Source organism: Paenibacillus sp. 1781tsa1 (assembly GCF_024159265.1).
Classification (GTDB): Bacteria; Bacillota; Bacilli; order Paenibacillales; family Paenibacillaceae; genus Paenibacillus.
On the sequence record NZ_JAMYWY010000001.1, the window covers coordinates 619,910 to 632,894 of the forward strand.

Sequence of the window (12,985 nt, forward strand, 5' to 3'; positions counted from 1 at the left end):
GACCCAAATGTTCCTCATCCGCTTTTCGGGAGAAGGGACATTTTTTTGTCTTGTTAAACAACGAAATAACCACTTTTTGTGGGCAAAGGTTTTTAAATCCGATCATTTTCGTATATGATGGAGAGTAACAATGCGAAGGGATGACGGGAGACTTTAATGATGCAATCGCTGTATGGAGTATGGCTTGGTGACGTATTTTTTTGTTTTTCCGGTGAAACATCGGAACCGCGTGTGGATGCATGGAGCCACGTGGTAAGACGGTTGAATTTTGGCGACGGGGGTCGTCTGTTTCAGCCTGCCGCTCTGCGTCTTGCGGAGCTGCGCTGGCCGAATCCGCTGAGGAACACGGCTGAAGCCAAGAACACGAAGCGGCGTCAACTGTTGGGGCGCACATTGGAAGGATTGGCGGTCTCGCCTAAGGATGCCTTCAGATTGCTGCTGCAATGGGATGACCGTTTGTTCAATGCAGCCGGAATTCAGGTTGGAGAAGAGATGCGTTACTGGATCAAAGCGGCGCAGTTCACACAGGAGCTGCTGTTGCGGGGAGCAATTGCTCCATCAGCTGAATTCGCAGCAAAGACCGGAGCACGGCGACGGACCGGGCAAGAGACATTAACAGGCGTATGGCGGCCGCGCTTGCAGTCTGAGGAGGATATTGAACGCTTCCGCGATCTTGCTGAAGCGATGCCGCCAATTGGACTTTCTGCTCCTGGAGCCTATGCTTCATTGGAACCGGAAACGCGTGAAGAAGCAGGGGCTGCGGTATTATTTTCATTCATGAGTGGCATGATTCATGCTGTAGTGACAAGTGAACTGGAGGGCATGGACAGTGAACTGTCCCGTTACCGCACGCCATATCGACGCGGCTCTTCGCCAGTAGCCGAACTTTGGTGGAACAGTCTGATCTCGATGTTCCGTCCAGTGACGGTGCAAGGGCCAACGGACGATATGACAGCGTTTATTCATACGCTGCAAGAAGTTGGTGGAACATCGATGCCGATCGTGGGCGCAGAAGAGATGGCGCCTGCTGAAGGCCAATTGAAGCTGGCACTCCGTCTGGAGCCTCCACTGGGCGAACATGAAACGATCTGGGGAATCAGCTTCTGGGTAGATAGTGAGCAGGAACCAAGCCTGAGGCTGCCTGCGCGGACCATCTGGGCACATCCGGAGCGAGATCTGGACCGAGGGAAAGTGTTATATACCTCGGCGGCAGAGCAGTTACTGATGGCGCTCGGGCAAGCAGCAGAATTGGCACCTGAACTGGAGACGGCGCTACTTACCGCTCGCCCGGAGGGAATCAAGCTGGAGCAGCAGGGTTTCTTTGAATTTCTAACGCATGCGGTTCCGCGTTTGCAGAAGGCTGGGATAACCGTTCTCATGCCTTCAAAGTGGAGTCGTGCTGGGAAACGTCGTGCGGGACTCCGTCTGCAGATGTTGAATCGGGGAACAGAGCGGTTGCCTGGAGCCACATCAGCACTCGGTATGGAACAATTGGTTGCTTTCAAAGCAGAGCCCATGTTGGACGGTAAACCGGTCACGGCAGAGGAACTGGCAGCATTGGCTGAATCCACAGTTCCCTATGTCATGTTCCGCGGTGAGTGGATTGAAGTGGATACAAAAGAGATTCGCCAAGTCCTGCGTTATATGAAAAAAGAAGAAGAACAATATATGCCTCTCTCCGAATGGCTGCATCTGGCTGCGGATGAAGGGGAGGATTCCGCATGGAAGGGCCTTTCCGTCTTTGGCGCCGAATCTGATGGGATGCTTGCTTTCCTGCTTGATGGACAGGTGCTTCGCAGCATTGAGCCTCGTCAGGTTCCGGCAGAATTGCATGGTGAACTAAGACCTTATCAGGAACGAGGTTTCCAATGGTTATCCGCGATGCGTGATCTAGGCTTTGGCGTATGTCTTGCGGATGATATGGGACTTGGGAAGACCATTCAGGTCATTACCTGTCTGCTGGATCGCAAACACGAAGAACGCCAGGCGGCTGCAGAGGAAGCACGTGAGAATGAAATGCTGGATGGATCAGATGATTCTTTCCCGGCGGATCAGCACATGAATGAGCAACCTGTTCATCTGCCTGCACTTATTGTGTGTCCTACCTCGCTGCTTGGAAACTGGCAGCGTGAACTGAAGCGGTTTGCCCCGGATCTGTCGCTGTACATTCATCATGGCGGACAACGGTTGCACGGTAAGGATTTTCAGGCAGAAGCACAGACGCATGACATTGTACTGACGACCTATCATCTGGCAGGCAGAGATGGCCCGGATCTGGCTTCATTGCACTGGTCCACCATTGTGCTGGATGAGGCACAATATATTAAGAACTACCGTACCAAGCAAGCGCAAAGCGTGATGCGCCTGTCTACACTTCATCGTATTGCGATGACGGGAACGCCTGTAGAGAACCGATTGAGCGAACTTTGGTCGATTTTCCAGTTTCTCAATCCGGGATATCTGGGCACAGCTTCATCGTTCCGCCAGCGGTATACGGGACTGGGGCCATCCGAAGAAAATGCAGCCTCCTTGCGTGAGCTTCATCGACTGGTATCTCCATTCATGCTGCGCAGGTTGAAAAGTGATCCGGATATTCGCAAGGATCTGCCAGAGAAGCTTGAACTGAAATCTTACTGTTCTCTGACTCCTGAGCAGACGGTGTTGTACCAGCGTGTGGTGGATGATTTGATGGGTGGTCTGGACGGCAGAAATGGCATTGCCCGGAAGGGGATTGTTCTGTCCTCTCTGACCAAGCTCAAGCAGATCTGTGATCATCCGGTGCTGGCGGACAGCAATCGGAAAGACCATGGCAAGGCAGAGGCATCCGGTAAGATGGAACGATTGCTTGAACTGCTGGACGCCATCCGTGATAACGGGGAATCGGCCCTGATTTTCACGCAGTATGTTGCTATGGGAGATCTGTTGGTGTCGAGATTGAAACAGCGATATGAGGAAGAACCTTATTTCCTGCATGGTGGTGTGTCGAAGGCGCAACGGGATGAGATGGTGGAGACTTTCCAAAAAGGAGAGGGCCCGTCCATGTTTGTTCTGTCTCTTCGTGCCGGAGGTGTAGGTCTGAATCTGACACGGGCGAGTCATGTCGTTCACTATGACCGGTGGTGGAATCCTGCGGTTGAAAATCAGGCGACGGACCGTGTATTCCGAATCGGGCAGAATCGCAACGTGCAAGTGCATAAGTTGATCTGTCAGGGAACACTGGAGGAACGGATTGATGAGCTGATTGAGAGCAAGAAGGCACTCTCCGAGCAGGTTGTTGGTTCAGGTGAGAACTGGCTGACTGAGATGTCGGATGATGAGCTGCGTGGCCTGATTTCTCTTCAGGGCGAGACGTGGCTGTGACCCTGAACATTCAGGGGAATATAGATGTTGAGAAAGGGGGATTGTTGTGAGCGAAAAATGGAAGATCGAGCTGCATATGTCCCCCGGTGGATGGACAGCAGAAGTAAATACAGCAGCGGATGCGGCGGGGCAGGAAGCGCACGCTTCCGCTGAGGCAGGTAAGACCGGAACAGCCGTTGCAGGCGTGTTCACGGTCACGGGAACGCCGGCGCGACTGAGCGAAGCCGAGCGCGAGGCTGTGCTGGCTCAGCTGCGCAAGCGCCCGCTGACGCTGTACGCCCTGCTGCGCGGCGGCCCGGCGCCCGAGGAGCTTGCCGGTCTGCTGCCGGCTGCGCAAGCGCCCGAGGGCTCGCCAGGCGCAGCAACGGCCAGCGCAGCCGTGGCGTGCACCTGTGGCCGCCCGAACTGCGCGCATGCCGCGGCCGCTGAGCACGCCGTAGCCGCGCGCCTCGCGGCCGAGCCGCTGCTGCAGCTGGCGCACGCCGGCCTGCCGCGCGAAGCGCTGCTCGCCGGCGTGCTGGGGGCATGGGCGGAGGAACTCGCCCATGATCCCAGCGGCCCCGGCCGCGCAGCGGAACGGCTGGCCGCCCGCAAGTGCGGGGCGGCGAAGGCGGCGCGGCCGTTGGCGAGTGGATCGCCGAGGCCGCCGCGGACGGCGCCATGCATCAGCCGGGGCCAGGCTTTGGCGCCGTTGAGGTGCGCCTCACGCAGCCGGGCAAGCCGCCGGCCTTGCCGGAGCTGACGGCGCTGCTGCCGGGCGTGCCGGCCACCGCAGGGCTGGATTTGATCCGCGAGCGTGTAGCCGCGCGGATGTGGCAGGCTGTCCAGAAGAAGACGGACAGCCCGGCAACCAAATGATACACCCATCAGAGCGGGGGAGATCTCAGATCACCTCTGCTTGTTTGTATTGCAGCATGTTGCATGATTCAATTCATTTTATTTCCGCGGGAATGCTGCTCTAAAAGTCCAAAAAACGATCATACAGGCTGTACAACCCGTATATGTTCATGAAGATCTCTTCTAAAGGAGGTCTTTACCGGTGGAGCTTCGCAGCCAATTAAGGTATACTTTCGCAGGGAACATTGCACGCAGACAACTAGACAACATTTATATTATTGCGATAGGAGTTTTTACATGAAATCACGTACAGGAAGACAGCGCCGCATGGTGGTTATGCTGTCCTCATTGATGATATGCGGAGCATTGCTTGCCGCGTGCCAGAACGGTTCAGGCACAGAGGAGAGCCAGAATCCGAATGGAACAGGTAACGCACAACAGGAGTCGGACGGCACAACGGTACATTTTACCGAGGACAAGGGATCGGACGGTGACAATGCTGGCGGGGATGATACATTATCTTCTGGCAACAGCGGTGAAGGCACGGATAGCGAGTCTGGGAATGCATCGGCTGGCGAAGAGCAGGGTTCTTCAGACGATGGTAACGGAGCGACAGCGGAAGATCCATTGATGGAGAAACGCAGCATCAGCGCACTGCAAACAACAATTGACGCAGAAGCTGTGGTGACCAATGCCACATCTATGACGGTCATTGTGAACAAACAACGCAGTCTGCCTGAAGGGTACGAGCCGGACGATCTGGTGGAACCTAATGTACCGTTCTCCTTCGATGAACCTCACGAGAAGCGGCATATGCGCAAGGAAGCGGCGGAGGCACTGGAGAAGTTGTTTGCAGGTGCAAAAGCGGATGGCATTGAGCTTCGTGCGGTGTCTGGTTATCGTTCATATCAGCGTCAGGTGTCCATCTACAACAACAATGTCAAAACCAAAGGTCAGGAATACACGGATCGTGTAAGCTCTGTTCCAGGCAGAAGCGAACATCAGACCGGTCTTGCTATTGATGTATCCAGTCCGAGTGTGGGCAATGTGCTGGAAGAGGTATTCGGCACATCGAAGGAAGGCCAGTGGTTGGCTGAACACGCTGCAGAATATGGATACGTCATCCGTTATCTGAAAGGTGAAGAAGATACCACAGGTTACGTCTATGAGCCTTGGCATATCCGGTACATCGGTACAGATTTGGCACCGGATGTGGCGAAGAGTGGGTTAACTCTGGAAGAATACTTCGATGAGGCTAATATCAAGTTGTAATTCAGGAGCTTCATTTCTTAAATAAAAAACTCTAATTTTCCTAAAATCCCCGAATGAACCGCTCTTGATCTAACAATGGGCAATCATTCAGGGGATTTTTTTCTGTGCAATAATGTTAATGGAGTTAAGATAGAATTAAACTTCATTCCATTGTCTGAGATGATGGGGGACTGATATAATTCATGTTTAATCAGATGAGATAAATACAACCAAAGCGAGGGACGAGAGAATGAGCAGACAGCAGGTTTTTACCGGCTCCCCATGGGAACCGTTGGTGGGATATTGCCGTGCTATCCGTGTGGGGAACCGAATCGAAGTGGCGGGTACAACCGCGATGCAAGATGGTGTAGTTGTTGGGGCAGGTGATCCGTATGCACAGACAAGATTCATTTTGCAGACAATCGAGAATGCACTGAAAGAATTGGGGGCTGACATGTCGCATGTCGTTAGAACCCGAATGTTTGTGACCGATATCTCCAGGTGGGAGGAAGTTGGCAAGGCCCACGGTGAATATTTTGGACAGATTCAGCCTGTAGCCACCATGGTTGAAGTTAGCGCACTCATTGATCCCTTGTTGATGGTTGAGATTGAAGTGGAAGCGATTGTTGAAGAAGCAGTCCAAGCCGATTGATCTGGCGATCTCGTTTATCGTGAAGATTTTCTAAGGAACTCAGGACGTCTTATTTGGCCCTCAGGTCTTCTTCTTAAAATGTAAGGAACATCAGGCACGTTATTTTCCGAATTACCCTGACAAAAACGCTGTAAACAGCTGTTTATTCACACATAGCGTGGCTGAGATTCCTTAGGTTTTTACAGGCACTTCAAATCCTTGAATAAGACGTCTCAGATTCGTTAGCGCTAATTCTGCTTGCTCTTACATTCCGTATGCAGCGCATGTTTTATTCAGGGGCATGTCGTATACAGCGTACGTTGCAAGTGCCTGCTCCGGACAAGTTCAGGTGCGCTTCGCTTTGGAACAAGTTTGAAGGCACGATCCAAAAAACCAAAAACCAAAAACCAAAAACCAAAAACCAAAAACCAAAAACCAAAAACCAAAAACCAAAAACCAAAAACCAAAAACCAAAAACCAAAAACCAATAACCTTACCCATGCCTGTCGGAAGACAAGCGGATAAGGTTATTTTTATTGACTTCGCTGTGGCTGGACATTATGATGCGCCGCCTTCCTGATACCAAGCCAAGATATGCATGCGGTTAGCAACATAGAACATATGCCTCAGCTCAACCAGTCGCGTTTACTAGTCGATTTATTTCGCTTCTAGTTGTTCTGCTGGTGTCTCAACGACCACTTTCCATGCCGTTCCGATTGGAGGCAGACTGCGTGTTAGCATAGGGCTGTAGAAAACGATGACTTTAGTTCCTTTAGTCAGTTCTTCGGCCTTTACCGTTTCGCCTTCGTGATTCACGAGCAGCGTATCTTTAGCGATATTCAGCACGACATGGTCAGGAGCCGTCTCAGATAAACGTGTACCTGTGATCTCAATCTGTGAGATGCCGCCTTCAGTTGTTGTTACATTTTCAATCGTACCGGCAGTACCCAGTACCTCTTTAGGTTGTGCCTCAGATGCTGCAGCCGCATCCAGTACAGTAACTTTATAGGTAGGCGTTTGAGGTGGCAGACTGCGGGTAGTGATCATTGAATGCTCAGCTTCCACGTTCATGCCAATGGCCAGATCAGTCAGTGCAATCTCTTTCCCCTCAACGGAGATGAATTTCGTCTCATCGCTCAAATTGAGCACAATACCATCCGTACCTGCACCGCCAATCTGGATGGACTTATATTTGTCCTGGTTCGAGATTCTGGTAATTACACCACGTTCCGTAACCGTCTTCACGTCCTCTTCACTGGAGATCGTCACCTGATTTCCTGTTGTGTTCACTTGTCCATGGAGTACCTTTTCGGCAAAAGAAGCCGGTACATACAACGTGCCGCCTGTGATTTCGGGTGCTGTACCCAGCGTGAGCAGCATTTTATTTACGGAATATTGATCTTTGCCTGTGATTACCTGTGTCCAGAGAACACCTCGCGTCAGTTCTGCGGTTTTATTTTCTTTATGCCACTTCAGTTCAATACCCAGTGCTTCGGTAAGATCACGCAGTGGAATCATGGCTACTTTGCCATCCTTGTTCCAATAACCATCGGAGATGGATGCACCATTCACGGATACGTTTACTGCACCAGCTGCGTTACTATCTGCTGAAATGGATGTTTGATGGACTGGTTGTGTGTTGTCCAGTGTTGCTGCATAAGCGGCTCCACCACCCAATGCCATGGATAGGGCCATCAGCGCACTTACTTTTTTCATGTTGTTATTCATCAATATTCATCCCTTCTAATCTTTGTAATGTCGCGGTAAAATCTTCCTTAGGGCCACGCTTCAAGTTAATAGACGGGACATATCGTCTCAGTGTTGCAGTTGGCATGCAATGAATCTAAGCGGTATGTTAGTTAAGATTTGAAATATCGCTTGTATTGCAGGTTATCCGCAGCAGGATTAGGTTAATTTCAGGTAAGTGGCCGAACCTTTTTCCTATTTCATACTCAAGTACGAGGAGGAACCGATTAGATGAGTGATATGTTAGTAGCGCTCTATCGTTTACCGGAGCAAGAGAGTGGACTGAGAAAGCTGGAGGAATCCTCCATTGTGATTCGAAGAGCCATTGCCCCAGAGAAGCAGCTTGTACTGGATTGGGTGAGGTCACATTTTAGCCAGGCTTGGGTGGATGAATGTGAGGTCGCTTTTGCACGTCAGCCCGTGTCCTGTTATATTGCCGTTGAGCATGGAAAAATGATCGGATTTGCCTGTTACGAAGCGACATGCAGGAACTTCTTTGGACCGACAGGCGTGAGCCAGGATGCACGGGGCAAAGGTGTAGGCACAGCCCTGTTACTGGCTTGTATGCATGCGATGAAGGCGGACGGTTACGGGTATGCCATTATCGGATCAGCGGGACCTGTGGATTTCTATGCCCGAACGCTGGGTGCTGTGAAGATTGAAAATTCAACGCCGGGTATTTACGAAGGCATGCTGCGGGCAGACTAGACGATAGTGATGTTGTGGAAGTTGTGGAAAAGGAAGGGAGGACGATGATGAGCACGAAACAAATGCTGCACATTGGAATGATCGGTACAGGATCCATCTCGGATCTTCATATGAGGTGTTATGCCAAAAATGAGGATGCTGTCATCTATGCCATCTGTGATCTGAACGAAGAGCGGGCTAAGGCTGCGGCACAGAAGTATGATGCCCAATCGGTGTATACCGATTATCGGGAGATGCTGGAGGACCCGCATGTGGATGCTGTAAGTATCTGTACCTGGAACAATACACACGCGGAATTCGCCATTGCTGCACTGGAGGCAGGCAAGCATGTGTTGCTGGAGAAACCGGTGGCAACCAATGTGGAAGATGCACTGCGGATTGAAGAAGCGGTGAAGAAGAGCGGACGTACCTTTATCGTTGGATTTGTGCGTCGGTATGACAACAATATGCAGATGATGCGCAGATTCATAGATGCCGGAGAGTTTGGTGAATTGTATTATGCCAAAGCTTCCATTCTGCGTCGTCACGGTAATCCAGGCGGTTGGTTCGCTGACAAAAGCCGTTCCGGCGGAGGTCCCCTGATTGATCTGGGCGTACATATCATTGACCAATGCTGGTATCTGATGGGCAAGCCCAAGCCTGTTTCCGTCAGCGGTAATACGTATCGGAAGCTGGGCAATCGTGCCCATATCGAACATCTTTCTTTTTACAAAGCAGCCGACTACAGCGCAGCTGTGAATGACGTGGAAGATATGGCGAATGCACTCATTCGGTTTGAAAACGGAGCTTCGCTAGTGGTGGATGTAAGCTTTACCCTGCATGCACGCGGAGATGAATCATCAGTGAAAATATACGGCGAGCGTGGTGGATTCGAACTGGAGCCGGAGACACTGATCGTCACGGAGAAAAATAACACCATCCTGAATATTGAACCCCAGACGGACAATACGGGTCTCCATATTCATAGTGCATTTCAGAACCAGATTGACCACTTTGTGGATTGTTGCCTGAACGGTACAGAACCGATCAGTCCCATTGCGGATGGGGTGGCTTCGACACGTATGCTGTGCGGAATCTACGAATCCGCTGAGAAAGGGCAGGAGATTCGTCTGGATTGAGTCTGGTTTACATGGCAGTTGTCCTTCATCATATTAAAAAGCATGCGTCTTCCGCGTGATCTGCGGTTACGCATGCTTTTTGGCATCAGGTCATTTATTCAGTGGTGAATTCTCGTATCCAGGGTCATCATAATCCGTATCCTGCAGCCTTGGAAGCACGTTCATGCTCTCAATAGCCTGCCGGGTATCCGGCGTGCCATGGTCATACAGAAAGGTGTACAGCAGAGTCATACCATCTGAAAATTGCTCTGTTGCCTCATCGTGGTCTGCCGATTTGTAGGGTACGGGAGCCCGTTGCAACGTGTAGGCATCGTCATCCTCCAGCACCTTCATCAGGTCTTTTAATCGGCCCAACTGTTCGTCATCCACCAACACCTCAAAGGGTGTAGATTCGTTCTTTGTTCGTTCAATCAGGTTATGAGTTACCGATACATACAGATGTTGTTTGCCGTCCTGCATAAGCCAACCCCCATTCTGAAATGGAAAAAAGACGCTTCTACTGTTAATAAACAGCAAAAAGCGCCCTGAAACGAGCTATAACTGTATCCCATATCGTTTATTTCCCGAATCTCCCCGTTACGGGAACCTGGCGGGTACCGGCCTCCATCGATCCTGAACACAGGGGACAGGCGGGAGGACCCGATGATGCCTTCTTGGTTGCTTTTGAAGGCACAGCCGGCTTCTGTCTTAGCCACGCTTTACAGGTGGATGAACTGCATTTCCAGACCGCAACGGTCTCTGTGCGCTCAGGATTACCTGAGCCTGAACCTGAACTGTGAGACTGTAAACGGGAGGAACTCGCAGCGGTTGGACTTATACCTGTGGTACTGAACGCCTTATGATTGCGAATCTCCCCACTACCACGCCGTTCACCAAGGCGATCCTCATCACGTTCGTTGTGGACCTCGAAGTCACGACGGTCACTGTGGCTGATGGCACGGCGTTGTGCCACATCCCGACCTTCGGAACGGGCACCCGATCCCGAGCGGGCACCCGATCCATTACCTTTACCATATGAAGCCTGGCTGCTCGTCCGGCTCTCTTCACGAGGTTTACGTTTGTCCGGAACTTCCATGCCGAAGGCTTCCAGCAGGAAGCGGGACACATCCGCTGGTTTTCCGTGATGGCTCGCCGGTGAAGTGACATACAAGTACTGCTTGGCCCGTGTGATGGCAACATAGGCGAGCCTGCGCTCTTCCTCCAGCGCCATGTCCAGTTCGGCGTCTGTCTGTTGCATAGCAAGCGCGGCTTTCTGATCTTCGGGGATATCCTGGCGAAGTGCTGTACTGTGAGGCACAATGCCTTCACTGGCTCCGATCCAGTACACACAAGGGAACTCCAGTCCTTTGGCCCGGTGAATGGTCATCAACTGCACTGCGTCACTGTCCTGTGCGCGGCGTAAAGATTCCATCTCCCGGTGTCTGCGGGATAACTCGTCGGCGAACTGGATGAACTCTTCCACCGTTTCGAATTTTTTGACGGCAGCTTCGAATTCATCCAGGGTTTCCAGCATCGTTTCCTTATAATGGGTGAAGATGCTGGGATCACCACTTTCCATATACTTGTCGTAGAACTGCCTGCGCATTTCCTGAATGGCGATGATAGGCTTTAGTTTGTGCAGTGATTTGATCAGCTTGATGCGCTCCTTGACCTGCTCCTGCTGGAATGGTTTCAGCTTGTCCCATTTCACCAGATGGATGAGTGGATATTTCTTCGCCTGTTGTTGTTCGCAGCGCTGTATCCATTCCAGGCCAGCATCCCGTGAAACGTAGAGCGGTCCCAGCGCACTGGGAAGAGCATCCATGGCTCGTGGATCAAGAGACAGACGCAGATGATCCATCAGGGGCCTGATGAGAGACTGGTCGTAGAACACCGGGGAGGCACCATGCTGTACAAAAGGTACATCTTTCAACACAAGCTGCTCGAATACAGCCCGGCTGCTGCTTGCAGTCCGGTGAAGAATCGCAATATCACGATAGGTGTGCTGCCCTTCTTCAACTTGTTGGCAGAGCTGATTCACGACCCATGCCGCTTCTTCCTCCGCATTGGATGGTGTGGCAAAACGCGGCGCATCTCCGCGGTTTCCGGCGGCACGCAGCCGTTTGTTACGTCTGCGTTTATTGCGGGCGACCAGTTCACTTCCGAGTCCCAGAATGCGTGCATCACTGCGATAATTGATATCCAGCGTCACAATGCGTGCACCGGGGTATACTTTATCGAATTCCAAAATCGATTCCTGGCGTGCGCCATTAAAGGTATAGATCGTCTGGTCATCATCTCCAACAACCATCAGGTTGCGGTGGGCGGAAGCCAGTTTTTGCACAATCTCATATTGCAGATGGTTGGTATCCTGGAACTCATCCACCATAATGTACTGAAAACGTTTCTGAAGCGGCCCCAGGACAGCGGGGTCACGAAGCAGAGCGGCTGCGCGCAGTAAAATATCGTCAAAGTCCATTTTGCCCCGCTCCTGCTTCCAAGCTTCGTAACCAAGCAGAACACGCTTGGCATCGCGTTCTTCCTGTGACTTTTCAGGCAGGTCGGTTGTTTCCGATCCTTGCATCTTCCACGCGGACAGCATCGCCAGCAAACTTTCAGGCTGGAAGGCTTCACTCATGCCATTTTGCCGCAAAAGCATCTTGAGCACCGTATGCTGAGCCCGTGACTCGCCAAAAATCTCTTCCTGTACGCCATAATGACGCAGCAATGTCAGCGCAAAAGAGTGGAAGGTGCGAGCCTGCACGGCTCTTGCGGCGGCCGGACGTATACCCGGCAATGCGGCGATCCGGTCTTTCATCTCGGTGGCGGCTTTGTTGGTGAACGTCACCAGCAGGATACTGCCTGCATGTACGCCGCTGACCTCTATGAGGTAGCCGGCTCTTGCAGCCAACACAGTAGTTTTGCCGCAACCGGCTCCAGCAAGCGTCAGAATCGGTCCTCTGCCATGGCGGACAGCCGAGATTTGTGGAGCGTTTAACTTGATGCCTGCCTCTTCAAGAGAACGAAAATAAAAGGCATCCTGTTGATCATTGCCCACGAGTTGCCGACTGGTCTCCAGCGGAGCAGACGGGGACTGGGGCAGGGATGCCGCCGGGGTAACCCCGAGCGGACGGGGGTAGAACGTTGAGTTCGGACTTAACATGTTTCATCCACCTCTGTATGCATTCAGGGATAGGACTATCCCAGCTAAAAGTAAACCATTTGCCCTTTTCACAATCGCATTGTAAATTGGTATGATAGAGTTAGTCGCCTAATCAGGCGGTTAAGTATGGTCAAAGCTTCATTATACCCGAACGTATGGTCTTGACGAAAGCCCCCGATTTCATCCAGTATC

General features: G+C 51.8%; 9 protein-coding genes. 6 read left to right on the forward strand and 3 right to left on the reverse strand.

What is annotated here, in order from left to right; all coding sequences use genetic code 11:
* Window positions 1-156 precede the first annotated feature (156 nt).
* The 4 genes from NKT06_RS02905 to NKT06_RS02920 all read left to right on the forward strand — a co-directional run bounded on the left by NKT06_RS02905 (window position 157) and on the right by NKT06_RS02920 (window position 6,100).
* The gene (locus tag NKT06_RS02905) at window positions 157-3,360 is read left to right on the forward strand and encodes a DEAD/DEAH box helicase (RefSeq protein WP_253429674.1); all 3,204 of its coding nucleotides are present in this window, start codon (window positions 157-159) and stop codon (window positions 3,358-3,360) included.
* A gap of 46 nt (window positions 3,361-3,406) precedes the next feature.
* Window positions 3,407-4,102 carry a hypothetical protein gene (locus NKT06_RS02910; RefSeq protein WP_253429676.1) on the forward strand — a complete coding sequence of 232 codons (696 nt, stop codon included), beginning with the start codon at window positions 3,407-3,409 and terminating at the stop codon, window positions 4,100-4,102.
* Between the two features lie 392 nt (window positions 4,103-4,494).
* On the forward strand, window positions 4,495-5,469 hold the full coding sequence (locus tag NKT06_RS02915) for a M15 family metallopeptidase (protein WP_253429679.1): 975 nt from the start codon (window positions 4,495-4,497) through the stop codon (window positions 5,467-5,469).
* 229 nt (window positions 5,470-5,698) lie between these two features.
* Entirely contained in the window at window positions 5,699-6,100 is a 402-nt protein-coding gene (locus NKT06_RS02920; RefSeq protein ID WP_253429682.1) for a RidA family protein, read from the forward strand.
* A gap of 636 nt (window positions 6,101-6,736) precedes the next feature.
* On the opposite strand, the gene NKT06_RS02925 is transcribed toward NKT06_RS02920, so the two are convergent.
* Window positions 6,737-7,807, reverse strand: coding sequence for a copper amine oxidase N-terminal domain-containing protein (locus NKT06_RS02925; RefSeq protein ID WP_253429685.1), 1,071 nt, complete (start codon window positions 7,805-7,807; stop codon window positions 6,737-6,739).
* A gap of 249 nt (window positions 7,808-8,056) precedes the next feature.
* Between NKT06_RS02925 and NKT06_RS02930 the strand changes: the two genes are divergently transcribed.
* Together NKT06_RS02930 and NKT06_RS02935 are read left to right on the forward strand one after the other, a co-directional pair.
* The gene (locus tag NKT06_RS02930; RefSeq protein ID WP_124117826.1) at window positions 8,057-8,533 is read left to right on the forward strand and encodes a GNAT family N-acetyltransferase; all 477 of its coding nucleotides are present in this window, start codon (window positions 8,057-8,059) and stop codon (window positions 8,531-8,533) included.
* A gap of 47 nt (window positions 8,534-8,580) precedes the next feature.
* Window positions 8,581-9,651 carry a Gfo/Idh/MocA family protein gene (locus tag NKT06_RS02935; RefSeq protein WP_253442356.1) on the forward strand — a complete coding sequence of 357 codons (1,071 nt, stop codon included), beginning with the start codon at window positions 8,581-8,583 and terminating at the stop codon, window positions 9,649-9,651.
* Between the two features lie 90 nt (window positions 9,652-9,741).
* Here the strand turns inward: NKT06_RS02935 and NKT06_RS02940 are convergent, their stop codons facing one another.
* The gene (locus NKT06_RS02940; RefSeq protein WP_253429688.1) at window positions 9,742-10,110 is read right to left on the reverse strand and encodes a hypothetical protein; all 369 of its coding nucleotides are present in this window, start codon (window positions 10,108-10,110) and stop codon (window positions 9,742-9,744) included.
* A gap of 97 nt (window positions 10,111-10,207) precedes the next feature.
* Entirely contained in the window at window positions 10,208-12,793 is a 2,586-nt protein-coding gene (locus tag NKT06_RS02945; protein WP_253429691.1) for a UvrD-helicase domain-containing protein, read from the reverse strand.
* Window positions 12,794-12,985: the final 192 nt, after the last annotated feature.

Excerpts from the sequence above, each read along its gene's own strand:
- NKT06_RS02905 (WP_253429674.1), top strand. The coding sequence starts at position 157 with ATGATGCAATCGCTGTATGGAGTATGGCTTGGTGACGTATTTTTTTGT.
- NKT06_RS02915 (WP_253429679.1), top strand. The coding sequence starts at position 4,495 with ATGAAATCACGTACAGGAAGACAGCGCCGCATGGTGGTTATGCTGTCC.
- NKT06_RS02920 (WP_253429682.1), top strand. The coding sequence starts at position 5,699 with ATGAGCAGACAGCAGGTTTTTACCGGCTCCCCATGGGAACCGTTGGTG.
- NKT06_RS02925 (WP_253429685.1), bottom strand. The coding sequence starts at position 7,807 with ATGAATAACAACATGAAAAAAGTAAGTGCGCTGATGGCCCTATCCATG.
- NKT06_RS02930 (WP_124117826.1), top strand. The coding sequence starts at position 8,057 with ATGAGTGATATGTTAGTAGCGCTCTATCGTTTACCGGAGCAAGAGAGT.
- NKT06_RS02935 (WP_253442356.1), top strand. The coding sequence starts at position 8,581 with ATGAGCACGAAACAAATGCTGCACATTGGAATGATCGGTACAGGATCC.
- NKT06_RS02940 (WP_253429688.1), bottom strand. The coding sequence starts at position 10,110 with ATGCAGGACGGCAAACAACATCTGTATGTATCGGTAACTCATAACCTG.
- NKT06_RS02945 (WP_253429691.1), bottom strand. The coding sequence starts at position 12,793 with ATGTTAAGTCCGAACTCAACGTTCTACCCCCGTCCGCTCGGGGTTACC.